Source organism: Cupriavidus sp. HY129 (assembly GCF_059492215.1).
In genome coordinates this window covers 1,278,170-1,302,211 of sequence record NZ_CP083255.1, presented here as the reverse complement: position 1 = coordinate 1,302,211, position 24,042 = coordinate 1,278,170, and the positions used below count along the sequence as shown (strand labels likewise).

Annotated in this window: 23 protein-coding genes and 1 pseudogene; 14 read left to right on the top strand and 10 right to left on the bottom strand. The window is 64.8% G+C overall.

Going from position 1 to position 24,042, the window contains the following annotated elements; all coding sequences use genetic code 11:
• The first annotated feature begins 34 nt into the window (after window positions 1–34).
• Entirely contained in the window at window positions 35–973 is a 939-nt protein-coding gene (locus K6G35_RS22150; RefSeq protein ID WP_040011260.1) for a helix-turn-helix domain-containing protein, read from the top strand.
• Window positions 974–1,080: 107 nt separating this feature from the next.
• Here the strand turns inward: K6G35_RS22150 and K6G35_RS22145 are convergent, their stop codons facing one another.
• Window positions 1,081–1,977 (bottom strand): LysR family transcriptional regulator ArgP, encoded by an 897-nt coding sequence (locus K6G35_RS22145; RefSeq protein ID WP_495677102.1) that lies wholly within the window; start codon window positions 1,975–1,977, stop codon window positions 1,081–1,083.
• Between the two features lie 74 nt (window positions 1,978–2,051).
• Between K6G35_RS22145 and K6G35_RS22140 the strand changes: the two genes are divergently transcribed.
• From K6G35_RS22140 to K6G35_RS22120, 5 genes are all read left to right on the top strand, one after another.
• A complete protein-coding gene (locus tag K6G35_RS22140) occupies window positions 2,052–2,702 on the top strand; it encodes a LysE/ArgO family amino acid transporter (protein ID WP_495677101.1) in 651 nt (216 codons plus the stop codon).
• Between the two features lie 183 nt (window positions 2,703–2,885).
• Window positions 2,886–4,550, top strand: coding sequence for a rhomboid family intramembrane serine protease (locus tag K6G35_RS22135; protein ID WP_495677100.1), 1,665 nt, complete (start codon window positions 2,886–2,888; stop codon window positions 4,548–4,550).
• Window positions 4,551–4,658: 108 nt separating this feature from the next.
• Window positions 4,659–5,732 carry a selenide, water dikinase SelD gene (gene selD / locus K6G35_RS22130; protein ID WP_495677099.1) on the top strand — a complete coding sequence of 358 codons (1,074 nt, stop codon included), beginning with the start codon at window positions 4,659–4,661 and terminating at the stop codon, window positions 5,730–5,732.
• Entirely contained in the window at window positions 5,729–6,790 is a 1,062-nt protein-coding gene (mnmH, locus tag K6G35_RS22125; RefSeq protein WP_186426060.1) for a tRNA 2-selenouridine(34) synthase MnmH, read from the top strand. Before selD ends, mnmH begins: the two co-directional genes overlap by 4 nt.
• A 131-nt stretch (window positions 6,791–6,921) precedes the next feature.
• Entirely contained in the window at window positions 6,922–8,187 is a 1,266-nt protein-coding gene (locus K6G35_RS22120) for an acyl-CoA dehydrogenase family protein (protein WP_186426061.1), read from the top strand.
• Between the two features lie 59 nt (window positions 8,188–8,246).
• Here the strand turns inward: K6G35_RS22120 and K6G35_RS22115 are convergent, their stop codons facing one another.
• The 4 genes and pseudogenes from K6G35_RS22115 to K6G35_RS22100 all read right to left on the bottom strand — a co-directional run bounded on the left by K6G35_RS22115 (window position 8,247) and on the right by K6G35_RS22100 (window position 12,013).
• A complete protein-coding gene (locus K6G35_RS22115; protein WP_495677122.1) occupies window positions 8,247–8,891 on the bottom strand; it encodes a methionine ABC transporter permease in 645 nt (214 codons plus the stop codon).
• 37 nt (window positions 8,892–8,928) lie between these two features.
• Window positions 8,929–9,708: pseudogene (locus K6G35_RS22110) on the bottom strand (methionine ABC transporter ATP-binding protein); the annotation flags it as partial.
• Between the two features lie 15 nt (window positions 9,709–9,723).
• Window positions 9,724–10,545 carry a MetQ/NlpA family ABC transporter substrate-binding protein gene (locus K6G35_RS22105; protein ID WP_008642345.1) on the bottom strand — a complete coding sequence of 274 codons (822 nt, stop codon included), beginning with the start codon at window positions 10,543–10,545 and terminating at the stop codon, window positions 9,724–9,726.
• Between the two features lie 127 nt (window positions 10,546–10,672).
• Window positions 10,673–12,013: an LLM class flavin-dependent oxidoreductase gene (locus K6G35_RS22100; protein ID WP_035884493.1), complete on the bottom strand. Its 1,341-nt coding sequence runs from the start codon at window positions 12,011–12,013 to the stop codon at window positions 10,673–10,675.
• A gap of 214 nt (window positions 12,014–12,227) precedes the next feature.
• Here K6G35_RS22100 and K6G35_RS22095 point away from each other — a divergent pair, with 214 nt between their 5' ends.
• The 5 genes from K6G35_RS22095 (at window position 12,228) to K6G35_RS22075 (ending at window position 16,969) form a co-directional block, all read left to right on the top strand.
• The gene (locus K6G35_RS22095) at window positions 12,228–12,755 is read left to right on the top strand and encodes a GbsR/MarR family transcriptional regulator (RefSeq protein ID WP_186426063.1); all 528 of its coding nucleotides are present in this window, start codon (window positions 12,228–12,230) and stop codon (window positions 12,753–12,755) included.
• A gap of 73 nt (window positions 12,756–12,828) precedes the next feature.
• Window positions 12,829–14,151, top strand: coding sequence for an SDR family oxidoreductase (locus K6G35_RS22090; protein WP_495677098.1), 1,323 nt, complete (start codon window positions 12,829–12,831; stop codon window positions 14,149–14,151).
• Window positions 14,127–14,591 carry a DUF2269 family protein gene (locus tag K6G35_RS22085; protein WP_008642351.1) on the top strand — a complete coding sequence of 155 codons (465 nt, stop codon included), beginning with the start codon at window positions 14,127–14,129 and terminating at the stop codon, window positions 14,589–14,591. Before K6G35_RS22090 ends, K6G35_RS22085 begins: the two co-directional genes overlap by 25 nt.
• Before the next feature lie 48 nt (window positions 14,592–14,639).
• Window positions 14,640–15,521, top strand: coding sequence for a thiol-disulfide oxidoreductase DCC family protein (locus K6G35_RS22080; RefSeq protein WP_495677097.1), 882 nt, complete (start codon window positions 14,640–14,642; stop codon window positions 15,519–15,521).
• Window positions 15,518–16,969 (top strand): TIGR01777 family oxidoreductase, encoded by a 1,452-nt coding sequence (locus K6G35_RS22075; RefSeq protein WP_008642353.1) that lies wholly within the window; start codon window positions 15,518–15,520, stop codon window positions 16,967–16,969. Before K6G35_RS22080 ends, K6G35_RS22075 begins: the two co-directional genes overlap by 4 nt.
• A 26-nt stretch (window positions 16,970–16,995) precedes the next feature.
• Here K6G35_RS22075 and K6G35_RS22070 read toward each other — a convergent pair whose 3' ends face one another.
• Window positions 16,996–17,481, bottom strand: a complete 486-nt coding sequence (locus tag K6G35_RS22070) for a VOC family protein (RefSeq protein ID WP_008642354.1) — start codon at window positions 17,479–17,481, stop codon at window positions 16,996–16,998.
• 205 nt (window positions 17,482–17,686) lie between these two features.
• On the opposite strand from K6G35_RS22070, the gene K6G35_RS22065 reads away from it, so the two are divergent.
• Both K6G35_RS22065 and K6G35_RS22060 read left to right on the top strand, forming a co-directional pair.
• On the top strand, window positions 17,687–17,926 hold the full coding sequence (locus K6G35_RS22065) for a DUF2789 domain-containing protein (RefSeq protein ID WP_008642355.1): 240 nt from the start codon (window positions 17,687–17,689) through the stop codon (window positions 17,924–17,926).
• A gap of 66 nt (window positions 17,927–17,992) precedes the next feature.
• Window positions 17,993–18,811, top strand: a complete 819-nt coding sequence (locus K6G35_RS22060) for a class I SAM-dependent methyltransferase (protein ID WP_495677096.1) — start codon at window positions 17,993–17,995, stop codon at window positions 18,809–18,811.
• A gap of 26 nt (window positions 18,812–18,837) precedes the next feature.
• Here K6G35_RS22060 and K6G35_RS22055 read toward each other — a convergent pair whose 3' ends face one another.
• Complete coding sequence (locus tag K6G35_RS22055) at window positions 18,838–19,698, bottom strand: sigma-70 family RNA polymerase sigma factor (protein WP_035884488.1); 861 nt, start codon at window positions 19,696–19,698, stop codon at window positions 18,838–18,840.
• Complete coding sequence (locus K6G35_RS22050) at window positions 19,698–20,168, bottom strand: carboxymuconolactone decarboxylase family protein (protein ID WP_035884487.1); 471 nt, start codon at window positions 20,166–20,168, stop codon at window positions 19,698–19,700. The genes K6G35_RS22055 and K6G35_RS22050 overlap by 1 nt, the downstream gene beginning before the upstream one ends.
• Before the next feature lie 150 nt (window positions 20,169–20,318).
• On the opposite strand from K6G35_RS22050, the gene K6G35_RS22045 reads away from it, so the two are divergent.
• Window positions 20,319–20,849: an ATP-binding protein gene (locus K6G35_RS22045; RefSeq protein WP_035884486.1), complete on the top strand. Its 531-nt coding sequence runs from the start codon at window positions 20,319–20,321 to the stop codon at window positions 20,847–20,849.
• A gap of 20 nt (window positions 20,850–20,869) precedes the next feature.
• On the opposite strand, the gene K6G35_RS22040 is transcribed toward K6G35_RS22045, so the two are convergent.
• Window positions 20,870–22,684, bottom strand: a complete 1,815-nt coding sequence (locus tag K6G35_RS22040; protein WP_035884485.1) for a tannase/feruloyl esterase family alpha/beta hydrolase — start codon at window positions 22,682–22,684, stop codon at window positions 20,870–20,872.
• 281 nt (window positions 22,685–22,965) lie between these two features.
• On the bottom strand, window positions 22,966–23,997 hold the full coding sequence (locus tag K6G35_RS22035; RefSeq protein WP_286880325.1) for a GGDEF domain-containing protein: 1,032 nt from the start codon (window positions 23,995–23,997) through the stop codon (window positions 22,966–22,968).
• Between the last annotated feature and the right edge of the window lie 45 nt (window positions 23,998–24,042).

Genomic DNA, 24,042 nt, shown 5'->3' with positions numbered 1-24,042 from the left:
ACAGCCACGCCGCGCCTGCCTATACTCGCCGCTCATGTCCTCCGGGCCCCTTTCGACGCCGATCCAATGCCCAGACCCGACCGCGCGCGCGCCACTGGCATCGCACGGCGGGCGGCCCCCTCATGCGCGACTCTATCCGGCCCCGCCATCGCTGCATGGCGCCATTGCGGCAATCGTGTGCCGGGACACGCGCGGCTTTCCGCTGACCGACGCGCAGCGCCTGACCCACGTTCCCGCATCGCCGCTCGTTTGCCTGTCCTGGTTTCCCGATCCGGGCACCGGCCTGGTGGAACGGTCATCGAACGGTCCCCTGTGGCGCCCCATCGGGGCCACGGTTGCCGTTTCCGGTAGCCAATCGTCACCACTCACGAGCTGGGTGCCGACCACCGGACGCGGTGGCATGGTGTGCTTTACCGCAGATGCGGCCAAGGCATTGTTCGATCTGGATCTGACGGCAATTCACGATCGCTTTCGATGCGCGCGCGAAGTGCTTGGCGATGGCTGGCGGCCACTCATCGAGTCCCTGAGCGATGCCGAGAGCGACGCGGAAACACTGGCGGCGCTCGAGCAACATCTCGCTCCGCGATGGCTCGCGCTTCAGCATCGGTCGTCCACGCTCGCGTCTCTGCGCCAGACGGGCCGGCGCTGGGTGGAACGCCTGGCCTTGCAGGCCCGCGAATGGCAGCGGACAAGCAGCCCGCGTCAGGTGGAACGTCGCATCAAGGCCTATAGCGGCCGGTCCTTGCGCGAGTGGCAAGCGATCGTCCGAACCGAGGGCGCATTTTTCACAGCCCGCGATCGTTACGAGGCCGGCCAGCCATTCGACTGGCCCGGGCTGGCGCTGGAGGAAGGCTTCGCGGACCAGGCCCATCTGGTCCGCACGACGAAACGCATTACCGGCTTTTCTCCGACCGAGTTCGCGCAGCGCTTCGTCGAAGATGAATCGTTCTGGTTGTACCGCTTGTGGGTCTGACCGGACCTCGGATGGAAAGTATGCGTAGAGCGCCGCTCGAGCCCGGCTGCCGCAGGCCATGCGGGAACCCGCCTCTGCCAGCCAATACCACCCAACACCAGCCAACATCAGGGCAGCAGTAGCGCAGCCCGCGCGGCAGCCAGCACCTCGCGGCTCAATCCGTCGAGCAAGCCAGACGCCGCGCGTGCGTATTGCCAGTGAAGGGGGACATCGAGCGGCGCCCCTGGCACCAGTTCGACCAGCGTGCCATTCGCCAGATACGGCGCGACGAGCGCCTGTGGATGCAGGCCCCAGCCCATGCCGGCCAAGGCCGCCGTCACGAACGCCTGCGACGACGGCAGGGTATGCCGGGGCAGTTCCACATGCCGATGGCACAAGCGCCGCGCCCACCGCACCTGCAGCTCATCCTTGGTGTTGAACACGAGGCTGGGCGCCTCGGCCAGGGTGCCTGCGCCAACGCCCTCGGCAAAGTAGCGCTGCATGAACGCCGGACTGGCCGCCGCCAGATAGCGCATGGCGCCGAGCGGGCGGCTGTTGCAGCCTGCCGCGGGCCGGCCGGTACCCGTCACGGCGGCCAGGACCGCGCCGCTGCGTAGCCACTCGGTGGTGTGGTCCTGATCGTCCACGGCCACTTCCATCAATACGGGATGCGCCGCCGCGAACGTGGCGATGGCGGGCGCGGCCCAGGTGGCCAGGCTATCGGCATTCACCGCCACGGGCAACGCCACCCGTGTCACACCCTCGGGCGCCAGCGCCGGCAGCGTCCCCTGAAGTTCCTGCTCAAGCAAACGCACCCGGTCCACGTGCTGGCACAACCGCCGTCCGGTCTCGGTCGCCCGGCAAGGCTGGTCACGCACCACCAGCGCGCAGCCCACGCGCTCTTCCAGCAAGCGGATGCGCTGCGAAATCGCCGATGGCGTCACGTTGAGCGCGCGAGCCGCGCGCTCGAAGCTGCCCTCGCGAATCACAGCAGCCAATGCGGAAAGCGCGGCGTAGTCCAGCATCGATTTAGCTCAACTTAATTAGATGAAGGAAAGATAGTTTGTCTTCATCCAGAAAGACAGGCAAGCTCCCTCGGATGATCACCGTCCTCCCCGCCCCATCTCCCGCTTTTTCCGTTTCGCTGCAAGGCATGGCCTTGAGCTTCGGACTGATCGTCGCCATCGGCGCGCAGAATGCCTTCGTCCTGCGCCAAGGGTTGCGACGCGAACACGTGGGCAGCGTGGTGCTGTTCTGCGCAGTGGCGGACGCCTTGTTGATCACGGCAGGCGTGATGGGCATGGCCCAGGCCCTCGGCGAAAGCCCCGGCCTTGCCCGCGCGTTAGCGGCAGCCGGCGCCATCTTCCTGGCGATATATGGGTGGCGGGCACTGCGGCGCGCCCGGGAATCGCACCAGCTAAGCACCCGCACCAGCGGCCAAGGCCTCGGCCGAAGCGCCGCGCTGGCTCAGGCGGCAGCCTTCACGCTGCTCAACCCGCACGTCTATCTGGATACGGTGCTGCTGGTCGGCAGCATCGGCGCCCAGCAACCGGCGGCACTGCGCGGCTGGTTCGTGGCGGGCGCAAGCTCCGCCAGCGTGGTCTGGTTCGGACTGCTGGGATTCGGCGCCCGCTGGCTGGCGCCGTGGTTCGCCCGCCCCAAAGCCTGGCAGGCGCTGGATGCCCTGGTTGGGGTAACGATGCTGGCGTTGTCGTTGATGCTGGTGTGGCGGGTGGTTGGCAGTTTCTGACTTTGAAGTCAATGTAAGACTGGCTGTCCAACAGGGGGCTACTCCACACAACACAACCCCGCCAACGGGGGAGCTTGCGCCGCACAGGCAGTGCCTCTATCGTCGCGTCACGCGCGCCGTGGCTCCGTCACCGGGAATGCCACTCGAGATGACGCGAAACTTGAATCCGTTTCGGGAAGAACGATGGAGCAATCGCAACGCTGGCGGCGAAGGGCCACCCCTGCCCGCCCGATAGGCGCCTTCTATGTGCGCCAGTTTGGCGCGGCGCTGTTCATGCGCCTGGTTTTGTGGGCCATCTTTGGGGGCCTGGCTGCGCTGATGCTGATCATCATGCGCGGAAACGCCGGCTCCGTTCTGATGAGCATAGTGCTGCTAGGCATCCTGATCCTCTTTGAATGGGGATGGGGACGCCACGCGCCGCTCGGCAAACCATTGCTGACCATCGATGCCAGCGGCATCGGTTCCACGGCATTCCCGCGCAAACGCCGCCATCTGCGCTGGCGAGACATCGCGGGTGCGGCAATACGCGACGTGCGGGGCGCGGGCGAGACCCTTGTCATCGAATCGGTCGAAACGAAGCCCGGCGGCCGCCGGAAAGCGCGTCGCGCCTATCAGGTGCGACTGGCCATGCTGCGCAAGCCGGATCAGCAACTCGTTCAGGCACTGGTGGCGCACCACATGCGCGTGGCCGGCATCGCGCCGTCCGCCGACGTTGTTGCCGAGCGGGCCTTCGTGGCGCAAATGCAGGCGCTGCCCCGCACCTGGGGCCTGTACAGCGTGATCGCGGTGAACGTGCTCGTCTGGCTCATCATGCTTTCGCGCGGCGCCGCGCTAGATGGCGCCGCGCCAAAGATGCTCATTGACTGGGGCGGCAACCTTGGCGCGCTGACGCAGGACGGTCAGTGGTGGCGGCTGCTGACGGCCACCTTCCTTCACGGCAGTCTCAAGCATCTGGCCGCCAATATGGTGGTGCTCTACCTGCTCGGCAAGCACGTAGAGCGATTCTTTGGCACGCGCAGCTTCCTGCTGATCTACGTTGGCGCCGGCCTGCTCGGCAGCGCATTGAGCCTCTATTTCGCGGCGCAGGCCTCGGTGTCCGTCGGCGCCTCGGGAGCGGTGTTCGGCATCGGCGGCGCGCTGCTTGTCGCGGCACTGCTGCATCGCCGCGAACTGCCGCAGAGCATTCACAAGCAACTCGTCAGCGATGCCGTGATCATGATCGGCTACTCGCTCGCACAGGGCTTCCTGTCGACGCGTGTGGATAACGCCGCGCATGTGGGTGGCTTGATCGGCGGCGCGCTGCTGGCGTTGTGCCTGCCCGTCCGGCTGTCGCCGGAGACTTACCGCAAGAAACTGCGGCGTGGCACGTTGATGGCCACCGTGACGGCCATCGTCGCCGTGGTCGGTGTGGCCGCGTTCGCGCCGCCTGCACCGCTGACCCTGCGAGCCCAGTTGGCCGGTTCCCGCCAGTTCGAAGTGGCCGCCGATCGCTTCATGACCGCGCTTCGGGCGACGCAAGCCGATATCGAGGCCATGAAGGCTGGCAAGATGCCCGAGCGCGAGGTCGACGCGCGCACCCGAACCCTCCACGCGCCCGCCTTCGAGCAGGCGCTGTCCGGTCTGGTGCGCGTCACGCTGCCGCCCGGCGATTCGCGCGCGCCCTTGCTGCAGGACATGACCCTGCTGGCGGATGCCATGCACGAGTACCTGCGCATGGATTCCGTCTGGGACGCCAGCGCCAACAGACACGTCCCCGCCGATGCCGCGCGTGGCGACGCATTGAATGCCGATATCGAGCGGCTGACGCAACGGATCAACACGCGCCTGGCGGAGAAGCGCAAGAAATAGGCATTCACTAGGCAGTCATTGGGCAGTCATCGCGCGACGCCAGGCGGGCCGGACTCGTACTGTAAAGTACGGCCTATCTCCGATCCGCCTGGGCCCACGCCACTCCCTATGAACACCAACACCCCCCAAGTGGAGGCCACGCCTCCGCTGCGTCTCACCAGTTTTTCCCACGGGGGAGGTTGCGGCTGCAAGATCGCGCCTGGCGTCCTGTCCCAGATCCTGCGCTCCAGCGCCGCGTTGCCGGTCCCCAAGGAACTGCTGGTCGGGATCGAAACGTCCGACGATGCCGCGGTCTATCAGCTCAACGAAACGCAGGCGCTGATCGCCACCACCGATTTTTTCATGCCGATCGTCGACGATCCGTTCGACTTCGGCCGCATTGCCGCCACCAACGCCATCAGCGACATCTATGCGATGGGCGGACGTCCGATCATGGCGCTCGCACTGGTCGCGATGCCGGTCAACCAGTTGCCGCTCGAAGTGATCGGCCGGGTGATGGAGGGCGGCCAGAGCGTTTGCCAGGCAGCTGGCATTCCCATCGCCGGTGGCCATACGATCGACTCGGTCGAACCCATCTATGGCCTGGTGGTGATGGGGCTGGCGCATCCGAAGAAGATCCGACGCAACCGCGACGCACGCGCCGGTGACGTGCTGGTGCTCGGCAAGCCGCTCGGCGTAGGCGTGATGTCCGCCGCGCTGAAGAAGGAAAAGCTCGATGATGCCGGATACGCGCGGCTGATCGACACCACCACAAAGTTGAATACGCCCGGCATCGCCCTGGCCGAACTCGACGATGTCCATGCGATCACCGATGTCACCGGCTTCGGCATCGCGGGCCATACGCTGGAACTTGCACGCGGCGCGGGCTTGCGCGCGGTGCTGGAATGGCCTCGCATTCCCTTGCTGCCGAATGTGATGTCACTGGCGGAACAGGGCTTCATCACCGGCGCATCGCGCCGCAACTGGGAAGGCTATGGCAGCGAAGTCGAACTCGCCGCTGGCCTGCCCGAGCTTGCCCAACCGCTGATCACCGACCCTCAGACCAGTGGCGGCCTGCTGATCAGTTGCGCGCCTGGCGCCGTGGACAAGGTGCTGGCCGTCTTCCGCGAGCAGGGCTTCACGGAAGCCACCGTGGTGGGCCGCATGGAAACCGGTGAACCCGGGCTGACGGTCACCCCATGAAACCTGTCGTAAGAGTCGAAGACCGCCATGCGTTCGATACGATCATCGACGCCCGCTCACCGGCGGAGTTCGAGATCGACCATATTCCCGGCGCCATCAACTGTCCGGTTCTCGATAACGAAGAGCGCCGCATCGTCGGCACGCTGTACAAGCAGGTCGGCGCATTCGAGGCACGGCGTGTCGGTGGTGCCATGGTGGCAGCCAACCTCGCCCGCCATTTGCGCGAGCAGTTCGCCGATCGTCCGTCTGGCTGGCGGCCGCTGGTGTATTGCTGGCGCGGCGGGCTGCGCAGCGGCTCGATGACGACGTGGATGCGCATGGTGGGCTGGGATGCCCAACAGCTTGCCGGCGGCTACAAGGCCTGGCGCCGCCACGTCATCGACGTGCTCGACTCGCAGGCCGCGCGCCTGCCGCTAGTCGTGATCTGCGGCGCCACGGGCAGCGGCAAGACACGCGTGCTTCATGCGCTGGCTGCGCAAGGCGAACAGGTGCTCGATCTCGAAGGGCTGGCCCGGCACAAGGGATCGCTGCTCGGCGCATTGCCCGATGTCGCCCAGCCTTCGCAGACCGCGTTCGAGACCGCGCTGGCGGATGTGATCGAGCGCGTCGATCTGGCCCGGCCGCTTTATGTGGAAGGTGAAGGCGCGCGCATTGGCAAGCTCAATCTGCCGGTGCCGCTGGTTGCCCACATGCGCGACAGCGCCTGTGTGGAGATCGACGCATCGCCAGAAACGCGACTCGCGTTCCTGCTGCATGACTATGCATATCTTGGCGATCGGCCCGCCTGGCTTGCCGAGCAGCTTGGGCGGCTGAAGGAACTGCACGGCAAGACCATCATCGCCGCGTGGCAGGAGATGGCGACCACAGGAAACCTGCGCCAGCTGTTCGGCGAACTCGCGACCGAGCACTACGACCCCTCCTACGCGCGCTCGCAACGCAAGCATTTCCACAAGTGGGAGGCGCGGCGCGTGGTGCACGCGGACAGCCTCTCCGCGCTGGGCATAGAAGCGTTGGCTACGTCGATCGTGCAAACAGTGGCGGAGCAGCAACCCGCCTGAGTCCAGTCGCTACGCGTCTCATACGGACGGGTAGCGTCGACATGCGGAATTCGCGCTTAGTGACGCGGGCGGGATTGGTTACTCTGAACGGCCCAGAGCAACCCTCGCCGATAGGCGCAGAAGCCCGTACCGTGACTACAGAAGCTGCACTTCAAATCGTCGCACCTGCAGATGCGACAGGATCCAACCACCCGCATCCCACGCCGCCCGGCAATGCACTACCGCCGGCCACGGATGTCGCCATCCTGCGTCAGCGCGCGCAAGCGCTACTGCCCCGGATTGCCGAAGGCGCGGCTATCCGCGAGCTCCGGCGCGAACTGCCCTACGCATTCGCGCGAGAGGTCGCCGACGCCGGCCTGCTCACGTTCCGCATTCCCAAGGTCTACGGCGGGCCGGGCGGCACGTTGCGCGATGCCATCCGCTTCGTAATGGAACTCGCGACCGTGGACTCCAATCTCGCACAGGCGCTGCGTCCCAACTTCGGTCTGGTGGAGGGTCTGCTGGCCGCGCACGACAACGAAGCCGATCGCAAACGCTGGTTCGGCCGTCTGCTGGCCGGGCATATCTTCGGCAACGGCGGCGTGGAGCGCGGCGGCAAGCAGGGCGCCATCCAGGCCACCATCGTGCGCCATGGCGACCACTACCTCGTCAATGGCACCAAGTACTACAGCACCGGTGGGCTCTATGCGGACTGGGTCAGCTCGATCGCGCTGGACGAAGCCGGCAAGGAAACGCACTTCACCGTGCCGCGCGAGCGCGCGGGCATGGACCTGGTAGACGACTTCGATACGATCGGTCAGCGGCTGACGGCCAGCGGTACCACGCGCTTCACGAACATGCGCGTGGAGGCGGACGAGGTGCGCGGCAGCTTCCTGCCGCGTGATCGCCGCAACCCGGTTTCGCCGGTATTCCAGCTATTCCTTGCCGCCACCGAGGCGGGCATCGCACGCAACGCGCTCAACGATGCGGTCTGGTTCGCGCGCAACAAGGCCCGCCCGATCAAGCACAGTTCGGCAGAGCGCTCGGTGGATGATCCCTACGTGCAGGAGACCATTGGCCAGATCTCTGCCGAGGTCTTTGCCGCCGAAGCCGCGACACTACGTGCCGCCGATACCATCGACGCTGCCTGGGCCGACAACCTGAGCAACGCATCACTGACGCAGGCATCGATCGACGTTGCCCAGGCGCAGTACTTCACCGTTGCAGCCGCGCTCAAGGCTTCGGAGCTGGCCCTTGATGTTGGCGGTGCTTCCTCGTGCGACCGCCAGTACAACCTGGACCGTCACTGGCGCAACGCCAGGACCGTGGCGAATCACAATCCCCGCCAATGGAAGGCAGCGGCAGTAGGCGCCTGGCTGCTCAAGGATGAGCCGCCGCCCACGACCGGCCTGTTCTGATCTTTTCCGATCGCGCATGGAAGTCCCCACGTTTTCACGTGGGGACTGCGCATTGCCCGCTATCTGCGATGGTCGAACTGACGGGCCAGCCGCTCTCCGCTGAACTGCACCAGCGTGACCAGCACCACCAGGATCACGATCACGTTGAACATCACCGCGGTTTCATACCGTTCGTAGCCATAGCGGATGGCAAGGTCGCCCAGCCCGCCCGCCCCAACTGCGCCCGCCATCGCGGATGCGCCGATCATCGCGATCACGGTCACGGTGGCACCGCCGATCAATGCGGGAAGCGCCTCGGGCAGCAACACGTGGCGCACGATATGCCAGCGGCGGCACCCCATGGCCCGCGCGGCCTCGACCAGCCCGGAATCGGTCTCGTTGAGGGCCACCTGTGAAACGCGGGCGAAGAACGGAATCAGGTGGGCGCTCAATGGCACCACCGCGGCCCAGATGCCCATCGTGGTACCGACGATCATCCGCGTGACCGGAAGCATCGCCACCAGCAGGATGATGAACGGCACGGACCGGAACATGTTCACCAGCACGGACAGCGTGCGATGCACGCGTGGTCGTGGCGCCAGGCCCGCGGGCGCGGTGACCGTCAGAACGAGCGCCAGCGCGAGGCCGGTGACGAACACCACCGCGCACGCGCTGGTCGTCATGATCAGGGTCTCGCCCAGCGCCTTCAGGTACTTCTCAGCCATTGGCAACACGATCGACAATCTCCGGAGAATGAGCCTGCGCTTGCAGGCGTTTGCGCAGCGGACGCAGCAGCGCGATGGTGGCGTCGGCCTTCGGTTCGCTGAAGACACGCCAGACCGGGCCATGCTCCATCACATGGCCGTGATCGAGTACCAGCACGCGATCGCACGCTTCGTCGATCACCGCCATATCGTGCGTGATCAGCACAATGGTCAGCGCGAATTGCCGGTTGATGTCGCGCAGCAGCGCCAGGATCTGTTCCGTGGTTTCGGGGTCCAGCGCCGACGTGGCCTCGTCGCACAGCAGGATTTCCGGTCGGTGCACCAGCGCGCGGGCGATGCCAACGCGTTGCTTCTGTCCACCGGAGAGCATCGCCGGGTAGGCATTCGCCTTCTCCGCCAGCCCTACCAGCGCCAGCAGCTCGTTGACGCGCGATGCTGTCTCCGCTCGCCCCACCCCCGCTACACGCAGCGGCAATGCGACATTCTCGAAGACGGTCTTGGCCGACATCAGATTGAAATGCTGGAAGATCATGCCGATGCGCCGACGTAACGCGACCAGTCCATTCTCGTCCAGCCTGCCGATATCGACACCGTCGACGCGAACATGTCCCTCATCGGGGCGCTCGAGCATGTTTATTGTGCGCAGCAGCGTCGACTTGCCCGCGCCGCTGCGCCCGATGATGCCAAAGCGCTCGCCACGCCCGATCGAGAATGACACGTCCGCCAGCGCGGGCGTCGCCGCGCCAGGATAGGTCTTACCAACCTGCTCGAACACGATATGGGGATCGCGCGCGTGCAACTGGGATACGGTGTGCATTGCCAGCCTCCCTCGTCAGAATGCCGGGATGATCGATCCCTGATACTTGGTCAGGATGAACTTGCGCACGGCCTCGGACTGATATGACTTCACGAGCGTTGCGACCCACGGCGCGTTCCTGTCCTTCTCGCGCACCGCGATCACATTGACGTAGGGATTGTTCTCGCGCTTTTCGACGGCAATGCCGTCGCGCGAGGAAATCAGCCCGGCCTGGTACGCGAACGTATTGATGATGGCTGCGGCATCGAGATCAGGCAGCGCGCGCGGCAGTACCACCGAGGCGCTTTCAACGAGATCGAGCTTGCGCGGGTTGGCCGTGATGTCCGCCAGCGATGCCGTGCCTGTGGACGGATCGAAGCCGTCCTTGAGCTTGATGAGACCGTGATCACGCAGGATGACCAGCGCGCGGGTCTGGTTGCTCGGGTCGTTCGGAATGCCGATGCGCGCGCCGTTCGGCAGCGCTTCCAGCGACTTGACCTTGCGCGAGTAGAAGGCGATCGGCGAGATCAGCGTGGTGCCGACGTTGACGATCTTGTAGCCGCGCTGGCGGATCTGGTCACGCAGGAACGGGATGTGCTGGAACGAATTGGCATCGAGGTCGCCATTGTTCAGCGCTTCGTTCGGACTGGCGGTGCCCGTGATGATCACGGGCTCCACCTTCAGGCCGTTCTTCGCGGCCTCGCGCGTGACAACCTCCCAGATCTCTTCATCGACCCCGCCGCGCACGCCCACCTTGAGGGGCTTGCCCGTCGTCTGGGCGTGGACGGTGCCGATGGAAAATGCCGACAGCGCGATGGCCAGGGCTGCCAGGGAAGCAAGTGCGGAGCGTCGTTTCATGGAGCAAGGTGCGGAAGTATTGGGAAGCACCAGTCTATGAAGGCCGCTGCCGCGGGTCCAAGAAGGAATACGAGGTAGCAAATGCAAAGTACGGCGACGATGTACCGTGAGCCGTGCCGCTACGCCGCTACGCCGCGGCCTGCTCGCGCGTGCGGCCTGCGGGTCGTGCCAGCCCCATGTGGTCTCGCAGGGTGCGTCCCGTATATTCCGTGCGGAACAGCCCGCGCCGTTGAAGAATCGGCACCACACCGTCAACGAAATCCTCGACGCCACCGGGCAGCACGTCGGGCATCAGATTGAACCCGTCGGCGGCCCCATGACGGAACCAGTGCTCGATATCGTCGGCGATCTGCTCCGGCGTGCCAACGATGACGCGGTGACCACCACCGCCCGCCAGCTCGCGTATCAGCGCACGCACGGTCAAACCCTCGCGCTGCGCCAGCGCGAGGGTGGCGCGGAAGAAGGTGTGATTGCCGTTTGCAGGCAGTTGCAGACCGTCCGGCAATGGCGCATCAAGCGATAGACGATCCACCGCAATGCCCAGCGTGCCCGCCAGCCGGTTCAGGCTGTAGTCCCACGGGATCAGGTCGATCAGATCATCGCGCCGGCGGCGTGCCTGCGCCTCGGTAGCGCCAATGATCGTGGTCAGCCCCGGCAGGATCTTGACGGCGCCGGGCCCACGCCCCAGTGCCTCGGCACGCTGATTGATGTCTCGACGGTAGGCCAGCGATTCCTCGAAGGACTGCGAGGCAGAGAACACCGCCTCGGCATGGCGCGCGGCCAGTTCGCGCCCGTCCGACGATCCGCCGGCCTGGAACAGCACCGGATACCCTTGCGGCGTGCGCGGCAGGTTCAGCGGCCCATGGACGTTGAAGTACTGGCCGTGGTGGGCAATGGGCTGCAGCTTGTCGGTATCGACGAAGAGCCCCGTCGCCCGGTCGCCGACGAAAGCGTCGTCCTCCCAGCTATCCCAGAGCGCCTTGACGACGTTCGTGAACTCGTCCGCGCGACCATAGCGCTGCGCATGATCCGGCGGCGCGGCGCGGCCAAAGTTGCGGGCGGAACCGGCATCGGCCGTGGTCACCACATTCCAGCCCGCGCGCCCACCGCTGACATGGTCAAGCGTGGCAAAGCGGCGGGCGATGTTGTAGGGCTCGTTGTAGCTCGTGGATGCGGTCGCCACCAGCCCGATATGCGTCGTGGCCGCCGCAACGCAGGCCAGCAGCACGGTCGGCTCCAGCGCGGTGATTGGGCGAAAGTTGATCTGGTCCGCGATGGACGCGTTATCGGCCAGAAAGATCGCATCGAACTTGCCGGCCTCGGCCACCTGGGCAAGACGGATGTAGTGCTGGACATCGACGAATGCGCGCGGATCGCTTTCCGGCAGGCGCCACGCGGACGGCACAAAGCCGGCGTGCAGCGCGTTGAGATTCAGGTGGAGTTGGCGGGGTGCCTCGGGAGTGGTCATGGTTGCGGTCTGCTGACGGGCATTCCGGCGCCTCGCGCCAGCCCGATGGGTGGATACCTTGGCGTGACAGCATAGGGATGCGTGCCGGAGGAAGGAACGAACGAAAGCCAATATCGTTATGCCCTCCGGCCCGGAACATCCCTGCGGCATCTTCCCGCCTCACCCTCGTTATTTCTCTCTTGACAGAAATAACTGAACGAATAGAATGCAACGCATGGAACTGAAACCGATCGCCGAACGCTTCGTGCTGCACTGGGGGGAAATGGGCTCGCGCTGGGGCGTCAATCGCACCGTCGCGCAGGTTCACGCCCTGCTCTATCTGGCCGCGCGCCCCATGGACGCCGAGGAAATCACGGATACCCTGGGCGTGGCCCGCTCCAACGTGAGCAACAGCCTCAAGGAACTGCAGTCCTGGCACCTCGTCAAGGTGGTGCATATCAAGGGCGAGCGCCGCGACTTCTTCGAGACGTCGACCGACATCTGGGAGCTGTTCAAGCTCATCGTGGCCGGCCGCCGGCAGCGTGAGATCGATCCGACGGCCGTTGCGCTGCGGGAATGCCTCGACAACCCGGCGATCGGCGAAGAAGACGCTGGAACGCGCGAGCGTATCGAGGAAACCCTGAAGTTCATCGAAACCATGAGCACGCTGGCCGATGAAATGCTGCGGCTGAAGCCGGAGACGCTGATGAAGACACTGGGCTTGACGGCGAAGATCAGCAACGCGGTACGCAAACGTAGCTGAGGCTCCCACCGGAAACGGGCATCGACCCGTTTCTTTTTTACCCGATTATTTCTGTCTTTACTGAAATAACTGTATGAACAGCGAAAAGAAGGAAACGGCGGGGATGGCGGATCGCAGGCGGCTCAGAGTTCTGGTGTGTGGTGCATCGGGCCTGATTGGCGCTGTGCTGTGCAAGCGCCTGGAAGCGCAAGGGCATGAGGTGATTCGCGGTCTGCGCAGGCCGACATCGGCCCGTGACGTCGCCATGGATTTCAGGACCGATACCACCATCGAGCAATGGCTTCCGCGCGTGCAGGGTATGCACGTCGTCATCAATGCCGTCGGCATCATCGTCGAAACCGGCACGAATCGCTTCGACGCCGTCCATCACCTGGCGCCGGCAGCCTTGTTCCGCGCCTGCGCGAAGGCCGGAGTGGGCCGCGTCATCCAGATCTCGGCGCTTGGCGCGGATCGCGGCGACACGCCCTACTTTCACAGCAAGCGCGCGGCGGACGACGTGCTGCGTGCTTTGCCCGTGCAGTGGCAGGTCCTCTATCCATCGCTCGTGTATGCCCAGGACGGCAACTCCGCCGCGATGTTTCGTACCCTGGCGAGTCTTCCGGTGATACCGGTGCCAGAACTTGGCGAGGCCAGGTTTCAACCGGTTCATATCGACGATCTCGTGGATACCGTCGTCACTGCCATCGCTCCGGCTATTCCCCCGGGCCAGTGCATTGAGGTCGTCGGCGCAAGCCGCATGTCATATCGGGCGATGCTGGACACCTATCGCCAGGGAATGCAGCTGCCAGCGCCGATGTGGGCGACCATTCCCGCCCCGTGCATGACGATGGCCGCGTATGTGGCGCGTTGCGTGCCGGGGTCGAAGCTGACCCCCGACACGTGGCGAATGCTCCGGCGCGGGTGTCATGGCGATGCCGCGCCGCTGACGCGCCTGCTCGGGCATCGGCCACGCGCCATTGGCACTTTCATCGCACCCGGTGAAGCCGAATTCCTGCGCCATCGCGCCGTTGGCGCATGGCGTATGCCGATGCTGCGGATCGTGATGGCCCTTGTCTGGCTGGCCACGGCACTGGTCACGCTGTTCGCCTACCCGCTTGCCGACAGCCTGGCACTGCTCGGCGCAGTCGGATTGCATGGCACGCCCGCCATCGTGACGCTATACGCCGCGGTCTTCGTAGATGCGGCGATGGCCGTCGGATGCCTGCGCTATCCGTCACGCCGGCTATGGGCGCTTCAGGCTGCGCTTGTAGCCGGCTACTCGCTGATCATCGCCGTCGCGTTGCCGGAGTTTCTCTGGCATCCGTTCGGGCCGGTGCTCAAGAACCTGTCGATTCTCGCCATTCTCTTCATCCTCTACGCGGAGCAGGAATCATGGAATACCTCGCCATCAAGGTGATTCACATCATCTCGTCCGTCGTGCTGGTCGGCACCGGTTTCGGGACGGCCTTCTACCTGTTCTTCGCCAACCGCTCGGGCTCGACCGAAGCCATCGCCGTGGTCTCGCGTCTCGTGGTGCGGGCGGACTGGTGGTTCACCACGCCTGCGGTCATCGTCCAGCCCTTGTCCGGCGCCTACATGCTCCATCTGGCCGGATATCCGCTGAACGCGCTATGGATCGTGGCATCCGCCGCGCTCTATCTGTTCGCGGGCGCCTGCTGGCTTCCGGTGGTGTGGTACCAGATCCGCATGTCCCGGACGGCAATGGCCGCGCACGAACGTGGCACGCCACTGCCGGCGTCCTATTGGCGCGATGCGCGCCGCTGGGAATACCTCGGCTATCCGGCATTCGCCGCGACGGTGGCCGTGTTCGCGCTGATGGTGTTCAAGCCGATGTGAGCGGTTGGTATGCGCGGATGCGTTGAACGACAAATGGAGGGCGACCAGATGAACGCGCTGGTTCTTTACTTCGATGGCAAATGCCCGTTCTGCGCCGCCGAGATGCAGCGCCTGAGCGCATGGGACACACAACACCGGCTGGCTTTCGTCGATATCGCGCAAGAGGGTTTCGATTGCTCGCCGCTGAACGTGGATCTCGCCGCACTGAACCGCGAGCTGCATGGCCGCACGCCCGATGGCCGCCTGCTCGTCGGCATCGACTGCATGATCGCGGCCTACACGCTGGCGGGACATGGCTGGCTGGTGTTGCCGTTGCGGGTACCTGGGCTGCGTCGTGTAATGGCGAGCCTGTACCGCGCCTTCGCAAGCAATCGCTACACGCTTTCACGCTGGCTGGGCTACGGCACCGCAACGGCCTGTGACGGCGATGCCTGTGGCACTGGCAATCCGTTCCTCAGCGGCAAGGGACCAACCGATGCGGCTGAGGAACGTCCCTCTCGGCGAGATACCCGCCAATTGGCGGTTCGCTGGATGTACGCGGCTGCCATCGCGCATCTGCTTGTCGGCGCCGCCATGCCGTGGGCGGCGGACGCAACGCTCTTTGATACGTATCACCGCATCGTCGAGCAATCGTTCTGGTCGGGCGCGGCGCCCGCGCATGCCAGAGCGCAGCAGGTCTGGTGGATCGCGCTGTTTGGCGCCACCCTGCAATGCTCGGCGATATGGATGCTGGCGCTGGTGCATCTGGGCAACCGAACGCGACACCGGATGGCATGGGGGTGGTTGCTGGTCGGCCTGCTGGTCTGGGCGCCGCAAGACTTGTTGATCTCGCTGCAGGCGCACGTCTGGCCGCATGTGGTGGTCGACGCGGTGGCACTGCTCTCGATGCTTCCACCATTACTCTATTTGTGGCGAAAGGACGCAGCATGAACACCACCTTGCCGGCCCTGGACTGGGCCATCAATCTCCTGATCGTGCAGGCGCTGATGGGCGCCTTCGACACGCTCTACCACCACGAGCTGACGCAAGGCCTGCCACACAGCCCCCGCGCGCGGCGAGAGCTGTCCATCCACGCCATCCGCGCCGTGCTGTACGGCGTGCTGTTTGCGTCGATGGCCAATCTCAAGTTCTTTGGCGCCTGGACATTCGCCATCGCCGGCCTCGTGGCGGTGGAAATATGGCTGACGCTCTGGGATTTCGTCGTGGAGGATCGAAGCCGCAAGCTCCCGGCCACCGAGCGCGTGCTTCACACGCTGCTGGCCATCAATGGCGGCGCGCTGTTTGGCTTGTACGCGATTCAGCTTGTCGAGTGGTTCCAGGCACCCACGGGACTGGCAATCACAAACTTCGGCTGGCGCGGCTGGCTGTTGAGTCTCGCCGCCGCAGGGGTGACAGTGTCTGGCATTCGCGATGGACTCGCCGCGAGACGCATGAGTCGTCGCGGCGAGTCCATCAATCCCTTCGCCGGACAATCGCACCTGAGCATTCTGGTGACGGGCGGCACCGGATTCATCGGTGAGACGCTCGTAACCCAACTCCTCGATGCCGGCCATACCGTCACGCTGCTGGCACGCGACCCATTGCGCGCTGCATATCAGTTCGCCGGCCGCGCCCGCAGCGTGACGTCCCTCGATCCATTGCACGCACAGGAACGGTTCGACGCGGTAATCAATCTGGCCGGCGCCCCAGTACTGGGGCCGCGCTGGAGCCCGCGGCGGCGTGCGCAGTTGCTGGCCAGCCGCGTCGGTGTCACGCAAGCGCTCGCGCGCTGGGCCAGTCATGCCACGCACAAACCTGCCATCTGGATCCAGGCATCCGCTATCGGCTTCTACGGCGCACGCGATGCCGATCAACTGCTGGACGAGCACAGCGCGCCCGGGGGTGGCTTTATGTCCGAGCTATGTCGGAGATGGGAAGAATCCGCCGAGCCGGTGCGCGACTACGGCCTCCGCATGGTCGTGCTGCGGCTCGGCGTGGTCTTCGGCCCCGGCGGCGCCCTCCCATCGATGATGCTGCCGCACTACTTCGGCATGGGCGGGCGACTGGGAGACGGCAGCCAGGTGATGAGCTGGATTCATCGCGAGGATCTGCTGCGTATCCTCGCGCGGGCGTTGTCGGACCCGGGCATGAGCGGCGTCTACAACGCGACCGCGCCGGGCTGCCTGACGCAAGCAGCGTTCGCTCGTACTGTCGGCAAGGTGCTTCGCCGGCCCGTGTGGTTCCATCTGCCCGCGGCGCCACTTCGGTGGGCAGCGGGCGAGATGAGTGAATTGCTACTTGCAGGTCAGCGGGTGATCCCGGCACGGCTGCAACGGGAGGGCTTCGCGTTTCGCTTTCCTGCCGCCGAATCGGCACTGCGCGATCTGACCGGGGATTGAGCTTCGCTCCGGCACTAGCTTCGGTATTAGCTTCGGCCCGCCCGTGCCGCCTCGATCGTGGCGATGTCGATCTTGCCCATGGTCATCATGGCATCGAACGCCCGTTTGGCCGCCGCGCGATCGGGGTCCGTGATTGCAGCCAGGAGCGTGCGCGGCGTGATCTGCCAGCACAATCCCCACCGGTCCTTGCACCAGCCACACGCGCTTTCCTGGCCACCGTTGCTGACGATTGCGTTCCAAAGCCGGTCGGTCTCAGCCTGATCGTCAGTGGCGATCTGAAACGAGAACGCTTCGCTGTGCTTGAAATGCGGGCCGCCATTGAGACCGACACAGGGAATGCCCGCCACGGTGAACTCCACCGTCAGGACATCGCCCTGCTTGCCATCGGGATAGTCGCCAGGTGCGCGGAATACGGCGCCGACGGCGCTGTCGGGGAAGGTCTTGGCATAGAAAGTCGCGGCGTCAAGCGCATCGCCGTCGTACCACAGACAGATCGTGTTCTTGCTGGACATCTCGTACCTCCTGAAACGTCAGGCACCGGCGTCCACAAGCCCGGTGCCGTTCTCGGGAAACGACAATGTCTCACAGTATGAGGACCGACGCAGGTATTGATGACACCACCGCGCACGAATGGAGAAGTCAGCCAGTTCGCGGCTTTGGCTGCTATCTTGTAGGGAGTGCCTTGCCCAGATCCAACTGATCAACCGGAGATTCCCCATGGATGCCCCGTTTCACCAGTTCTCCGAACTCTTCGCCCAGCTCGGATTGCCATCGGACGAGAGCGATATCCGCGCATTCATTGCGAAGCATTCGCCGCTTCCGCAGAACGTCGAACTTTGGGACGCTGCATTCTGGACTCCCGCCCAGGCATCGCTGCTGCGCGACGAGATCGCCGAAGATGCAGACTGGGCGGAAACGGTGGACCAGTTGAACCTGGCGCTACGCGCCCCCGCTTAGCTAGCTTTAGCAAGCTGGATCGACACCCCGGCACTCGACACCGGGGGCAGGGACAAGAGGCGAGCCATGACATCGCATGGAACAGACACCGTCTTCGCAGGCTCCGTTCCGGAGTTGTACGACACGCTGATGGTCCCGTTGATCTTCGAACCATACGCGGCGGACCTCGCCGCGCGTGCTGCTGCACTTGCGCCGACACACGTGCTCGAAGTTGCTGCGGGAACTGGCGCGCTGACACGGCGGCTGGCAAGTGCCCTGCCCGACGGCACGTCGATCGTGGCCACCGACCTCAACCGACCGATGCTGGATCGCGCCGCCGCCATCGGCACCTCGCGGCCGTTGACGTGGCAGCAGGCCGACGCCATGCAGCTACCCTTCCCCGACGCAAGTTTCGATCTGGTGATCTGCCAGTTCGGGGCGATGTTCTTTCCCGAGAAGCACAAGGCTTTCGCCGAAGCGCGCCGTGTGCTGAAACCCGGGGGCGTGCTGCTCTTCAACGTGTGGGATCGCATCGAGGAAAACGCGTTCGCGCATACGGTAACGCAAACGCTGACCGGCATATTTCCGGACAAGCCGCCTGTGTTTCTCGCGCGCACGCCTCATGGTTATCACGACCCGGCGGTCGTGGCGGCCGATCTGAGACTCGGCGGCTTTTCCGAAGCCTCCACATGCGCGACCGTCGCCGCCGAAAGCCGTGCCGTGGACGCCAACACGCCTGCCATCGCCTTCTGCCAGGGAACGCCGCTACGCGGCGAACTGGAGGCATTCGGCCCCGATGCGCTGGTGAATGCCACGCTCGCCTGCGCAAAGGCGCTGACGAGGGAGTTCGGCCCCGGTCCGATTAGCGGGAAGATTCAGGCGCACGTGTTCAGCGCCAGGGCTTGATCGTCATGCGTTGACGGCTCGGGCTGCTAGTGCAGATGCCGCAGCTTGTCCGGATTGCGCACCACATAGATCGCCGCGATCTTGCCGTCCTCGATCTCTAGCGCCGTCGTCTGCAGTTCGCCGTCGGATTCGCGCGTGACGATGCCCGGTAACCCGTTGATGAAAGCCGCGCGGATAAAGGTCGAGCCATTCTTCAGGAAGTATTTCGACAGTTGTTCATGCACACGCATCACCTCGTCGAAGCCGAACACCGGATGGCCAATCGCGGGGCGCTGGCCGCCACCGTCCGCATGCAGGCTCACATCGGCCGCCAGCATCGTGCTGAGCGTACCCATGTCTCCGCTGCGTGAGGCGTCGAAGAATGCCCTTGCGAGTGCCAGGCCCCGCTCCTTCTCGACCTGAAAACGCGGGCGGGATTCCCTCACATTGGCCCGCGCCCGCGCCGCGAGCTGCCGGCACGCGGCCGGCTCGCGCTGGATCGTCGCGGCCACTTCATCGAACGCGAGGCCAAACACGTCGTGCAACAGGAACGCCGCGCGCTCGAGAGGCGACAGGCGTTCGAGCGCCAGCATCAGCGGCAGCGTGACGTCGTCCTGCTCCTCTTCCTCGACGACCGGGTCGGGCAGCCATGGACCGATGTAGGTTTCGCGCCGGTGACGCGCCGACTTCAGCTCATCGAGGCACATCCGCATCACCATGCGCCGCAGGAACGCCTCGGGCACGCGCACCTCGGCGCGCTCGGCGTTCATCCAGCGGATGAACGCTTCCTGCACCACGTCCTCCGCATCCGCGACCGAACCGAGCATCCGGTACGCGACGCGGATCAGCTTGGGCCGCAGCGGCTCGAAGCTCGCCGCGGCTTCCGATAAGCCGGCGTCCGCCACCATCACGCGGCTGCCTTGGCCACGGCCTTGGCAGCCGCCGGATCGACCCAGAGGCCAAATCCGACCGCGAGCCGGTTCCAGCCGTTGATCACGTTGATCATGAGCGTAAGCTTCACCTGCTCCTCCTCGGTAAAGTGTTCCTTGAGCGTCGCGCTGACACGGTCGAGCGCGTGCCCTTCGGACAACCGGGTCATGGCTTCGGTCCAGCCCAATGCCGCGCGCTCGCGATCGGTGTAGCAAGGCGCCTCTCGCCAGGCGGACAGCAGATAGAGGCGCTGTTCCGTCTCCCCGCGTTCGCGTGCCTGGGTCGTGTGCATGTTAATGCAGTTTGCGCATCCGTTGATCTGCGACGCGCGGACTTCAACCAGCGACACCAGGCTCGGCTCAAGGCTCCCGGCTATGGCAATGGATGTGCCCATCCAGGACTTCATCTGGGCGGGAGCGGCGGCGAATGGGTCGAGTCTTGCAGTCATGGTTTCATCTCCTTGCGTGGTTGACGATGACATGACGAACGAGCCCCCCTGCTTGTGACATCGAAGCGAAAGATATTTGCGAGCGAGGCCGAAAAGTGCGCCTTGCTACAATCGAACGCCCACCTTCCCCTCCCCCACAATACGACCGGCATGAAGATCCTGATTACCGGCGCAGCAGGCTCCGGCACGTCGACCCTGGCCAACGCCATCGCCGAAGCGACCCAGACGCACGCCCTCGAAACGGATGACTACTTTTGGCGCCCCACCAACCCGCCGTATCAGGTGAAATTCGAGCCCGAGGAACGTTGTGCCCGGCTGCTGAAGGATCTGCGCGCGCGCCCCGAAACCGTCGTGGCGGGGGCGGTGATGGCGTGGGGGGAAGCGCTGGAACACGCCTTCGACCTGGTGGTCTTTCTGTACGTACCGACGCCGATCCGCCTGGCGCGGCTCAAGCTGCGCGAAGAGCGCCGCTTCGGCAAGGCCGATCCGGATTTTCTCGAGTGGGCCGCCCAATACGATGCAGGCACCGCCGAAGGCCGTAGCCTCGAAAAGCATCGGCAGTGGCTGCAGAATCTGCGTTGTCCGGTACTGTATCTGGAGGGGGATGGGACCGTCGAAGCCAGGCTGCAGAGCGTGCTGGCGGCCCGGAACGCGATCATCGAGGGCGCCGGACCCAAATAGATCCGGCGCCCTCCGCACGCTCAAGGCGCAGCCACCCCCTGAACCTTCGCGGTGTAAGGCGTATAGAAGCTCGATCCCGCCCATGCCGCCGTCGCGACGTTGTACAGCGGACCGCCGCTGACGTAGTTCGCGCCGTCATGCCAGTCACCGGAACCCTTGTACATGGCCACCGCCGGATACGGATAGACCGGGCGCGACGCCGTGACATTGCTGGACGTGTCGGTCTGGTACGTCATGACGCTGCTGGGCCCCGTGCCCTGCTCCACCCAGGCCGTGATCCGCGATACCAGGTCGATGTTCGGATTGCCCTCCCCACCGCCGCAATGGCCCACGCCAGGCACCAGGTACAGCCGCGCGAATGCATCCACGGCCGACGTGCCCATCGTGTTCTGCATGGCTTCGTAGTAAGCGATCGTGAACAGCGGCGAGATATGCTGGTCCGCCCAGCCATGCCACAGGATCAGCTTGCCGCCCGCCTTCTGGAAGGCCGACAGGTCAGGATTGGTCGCATCGTTGAGTGGATGATTGGCAGCCAGGTAGTCGGTATAGAAGTTGCCATCGTGATAGCCGAACGTGTTGATGTTCGGCATGGTCGGCGAGCCCGTGAAGATCAGGTTGTAGGCACCCGTCACGATCATGTTGCTGAACAGGCTGGTTACCGGCGCCGGCGCATCGGTCGAGTTCGAATTCGGCACCTCCACGCCGATCCAGTTTGCCTCGGACCCGAATTGCGGCGAGCCCGCGAGCATCCGCTTGCCGGTGGTAGTGTCCGTCGGGCCGCTGTAGATCCGGCTTGCCGTGGTGACTTCGGCCGCCGTCAGGCAATTGCTGGTGTCCGTCGCGCCAGCGGCGCACTGGATCGAAACCGGATTGAAGTTGCACGTACGCGGATCTGCGAGCAGGCCGTCCGGCGCGCCGCTGGTTCCACCACAGGCCGCGACCACGGCCTTGTGCAGTACCTTTGCCTTGTCCGCATACAGCACGACGTTGCCGGTGTTATCGCCGGTCGTGCTGTTCGACACTACACTCCAGCCGTGATACAGCGAGTTCTGCGTCTGGAAATGGGCTGCCGGGGCGCCAGCGACGATCCCGTTGTAGTCGTTGGGATAGCGCTGCGCGGCCATCAGCGCTTCGCGTCCGCCATCCGAGCAGCCCACGAAGTACGAGTACTTCTGCGCCTGCCCATAGTAGGACTTGATCAGCTTCTTCGCCGCGAGCGTCGTGATGTGCTGGCCGCGATAGGCAAAGTCAGCCTGCTTCTGCGTATCCGATGACCACGTCGCATCCGAACCGGTATGTCCCATATCGGTCGCTGCCGTGACGAACCCGCCCTGCTGCACCAGCGGGCAGTTGTAGCTGAAGCTGAACGAGCTTTGCTTGGTCGGATCGCTCACGTTGCCGCACAAGCCGCCGCATCCGAGTTCGGCGAACCGTTGCGTCCAGGTACTGACCGGAAGCGCCACTGCGAAAGTGTTCGACGGCGCCAGCGTTCCCTTCACCGTGCAGAGCTGCACGTTGGCACCGTTGATGGTGGTGGTGGTGATCGTCGCCGACGCGATCTTGCTGCCGGCACCGCCGATGTCCGTGATGTCGACCGAGGCCAGTTGCGAGCAGTCGATGACCGGCGCGACAACCTGCAGCGTGGTGGCCGTGGTGGTGGAGCCGGTGCTCGTCGAGGTGGACCCCGAGGACGTGCTGGTGGTGGCACTGGAACTGCCATCGCCACCGCAACCGGCGAGACTGACAGCCGCCACGCAGATGGTGAACGACGTGAGGAATGAAGTGGCGCCCAAATAGGCGTGCGCAAACAGCCCGGAACGATGCCGAGAGCTCATGGATATCTCCTGGAACGGTCTTCTCTAGTGAATTGGAATGGAAGAGCCTTTGCCCCTCCTCAACGTCAGAGGGGGAGCAGGTTCGCTGGCAGGCGCAGCGTGCTTCATCGCTCCATACACGCGGCGATGTCGTGGGGCGCAACTACATGCCAACGGCACGAAGCTTGCGCCGACGACGCGCGCGCGGGGTTCCAAACTGGCTGGCAGCCCGTTGCTGTCTGCTTATTGGTTGCTCCGGGCGTTGCGCCCGGAGAATCGGGCCGGACGCGTGTCAGCGCCGGTCAGCGATGAAGCGGTCGCCCACCGTTTGGGCTGGATTGCTTGCGCTGCCGCTTCTCCCGGTACATGGCGGCGTCCGCCAGTTCCAGCGCCTGTTCGACGGGGACGGGCCTGACGGCCACGACACCGGCGCTCACGCCGGCGTAGTCAATGGTGACGCCGGCCAGCGTGTAGACACCGCGAGTCGCCGCCAACGCACGCTTCTGCAATTGGTCGGCCAGGCTATGCGCCTGCGTTGCAGACGCCGGAGCGGGTGCCACCAGCGCAAATTCGTCGCCACCCACGCGGGCCAGCATGTCGGTGTCTCGCACAATGCCGGAAAGGCGCTTTGAACATTCGCTCAGGAACTGATCGCCGACCACATGTCCGTATGCGTCGTTGATGCGTTTGAAGTCATCCAGATCGATGATGCCGACGATGACGTGGGATTCGTCCCTGGTTGCGCGCGCCAGCAGTCTGCCAAGCTCGCCGTGGAGCGCCCGTCTGTTGGGCAGGCCCGTCAGGGCGTCGGTCAATGCGAAGTTCGCGAGGTACTCGTTCGACCGCCTTAGCTCCTCGAGCAATCGTTCTCGCTCGATATGGTGTCCGATCAGCTTCGAGAAAATGTTCAAGGCGCTGAACGCCTGCGGCCCCAGCGGTTGGCTGCGCTTGCTCGCCCCGCACAACGTACCAATGATCTCCCCATCGCTCGCGCGAATGGGGGCACTGGCGTATGTCTCGATGCCAAGCGCCCTCGCGGCCTGTGAATCCCCCCAGATCTCGCTCGCGTTCGATGTGTAGCGGCGACCCTCTTCCAGGCAACGCTTGCAGAGGGTGTCGGACCATGGCACGGACAGCCCCTCGGGGATCACGAGTTCGCCCGCGTTCCTGACAAAATCGACGGACTGCAAACCCGCCTCTTCATCGATCGACGTCAGGTACAGGGACTCAAGGCCGGTGATCAGTTCCAGCATCTCCAGCAGCGGTCTCGTGAGTTGCTCCAGACTCTCGGCCGTGGCAACGGACGCCGAAAGCCGTTCAAGGATCAACTCCATGGGTTTTGTCTCCTCTTTCATGCTGTGCTTTCGCTCCAGAACATA

Bases quoted from the DNA above. Each gene is read 5' to 3' on its own strand.
- K6G35_RS22105 (WP_008642345.1), bottom strand. From the start codon at position 10,545: ATGAAACGACGCTCCGCACTTGCTTCCCTGGCAGCCCTGGCCATCGCG.
- K6G35_RS22035 (WP_286880325.1), bottom strand. From the start codon at position 23,997: ATGGAGTTGATCCTTGAACGGCTTTCGGCGTCCGTTGCCACGGCCGAG.
- K6G35_RS22115 (WP_495677122.1), bottom strand. From the start codon at position 8,891: ATGGCTGAGAAGTACCTGAAGGCGCTGGGCGAGACCCTGATCATGACG.
- K6G35_RS22080 (WP_495677097.1), top strand. From the start codon at position 14,640: ATGAACGCGCTGGTTCTTTACTTCGATGGCAAATGCCCGTTCTGCGCC.
- K6G35_RS22140 (WP_495677101.1), top strand. From the start codon at position 2,052: ATGATCACCGTCCTCCCCGCCCCATCTCCCGCTTTTTCCGTTTCGCTG.
- K6G35_RS22090 (WP_495677098.1), top strand. From the start codon at position 12,829: ATGAACAGCGAAAAGAAGGAAACGGCGGGGATGGCGGATCGCAGGCGG.
- K6G35_RS22045 (WP_035884486.1), top strand. From the start codon at position 20,319: ATGAAGATCCTGATTACCGGCGCAGCAGGCTCCGGCACGTCGACCCTG.
- K6G35_RS22060 (WP_495677096.1), top strand. From the start codon at position 17,993: ATGACATCGCATGGAACAGACACCGTCTTCGCAGGCTCCGTTCCGGAG.
- K6G35_RS22075 (WP_008642353.1), top strand. From the start codon at position 15,518: ATGAACACCACCTTGCCGGCCCTGGACTGGGCCATCAATCTCCTGATC.
- K6G35_RS22145 (WP_495677102.1), bottom strand. From the start codon at position 1,977: ATGCTGGACTACGCCGCGCTTTCCGCATTGGCTGCTGTGATTCGCGAG.
- K6G35_RS22050 (WP_035884487.1), bottom strand. From the start codon at position 20,168: ATGACTGCAAGACTCGACCCATTCGCCGCCGCTCCCGCCCAGATGAAG.
- selD (WP_495677099.1), top strand. From the start codon at position 4,659: ATGAACACCAACACCCCCCAAGTGGAGGCCACGCCTCCGCTGCGTCTC.
- K6G35_RS22095 (WP_186426063.1), top strand. From the start codon at position 12,228: ATGGAACTGAAACCGATCGCCGAACGCTTCGTGCTGCACTGGGGGGAA.
- K6G35_RS22065 (WP_008642355.1), top strand. From the start codon at position 17,687: ATGGATGCCCCGTTTCACCAGTTCTCCGAACTCTTCGCCCAGCTCGGA.
- K6G35_RS22150 (WP_040011260.1), top strand. From the start codon at position 35: ATGTCCTCCGGGCCCCTTTCGACGCCGATCCAATGCCCAGACCCGACC.
- K6G35_RS22100 (WP_035884493.1), bottom strand. From the start codon at position 12,013: ATGACCACTCCCGAGGCACCCCGCCAACTCCACCTGAATCTCAACGCG.
- K6G35_RS22055 (WP_035884488.1), bottom strand. From the start codon at position 19,698: ATGGTGGCGGACGCCGGCTTATCGGAAGCCGCGGCGAGCTTCGAGCCG.
- K6G35_RS22085 (WP_008642351.1), top strand. From the start codon at position 14,127: ATGGAATACCTCGCCATCAAGGTGATTCACATCATCTCGTCCGTCGTG.
- mnmH (WP_186426060.1), top strand. From the start codon at position 5,729: ATGAAACCTGTCGTAAGAGTCGAAGACCGCCATGCGTTCGATACGATC.
- K6G35_RS22070 (WP_008642354.1), bottom strand. From the start codon at position 17,481: ATGTCCAGCAAGAACACGATCTGTCTGTGGTACGACGGCGATGCGCTT.
- K6G35_RS22135 (WP_495677100.1), top strand. From the start codon at position 2,886: ATGGAGCAATCGCAACGCTGGCGGCGAAGGGCCACCCCTGCCCGCCCG.
- K6G35_RS22040 (WP_035884485.1), bottom strand. From the start codon at position 22,684: ATGAGCTCTCGGCATCGTTCCGGGCTGTTTGCGCACGCCTATTTGGGC.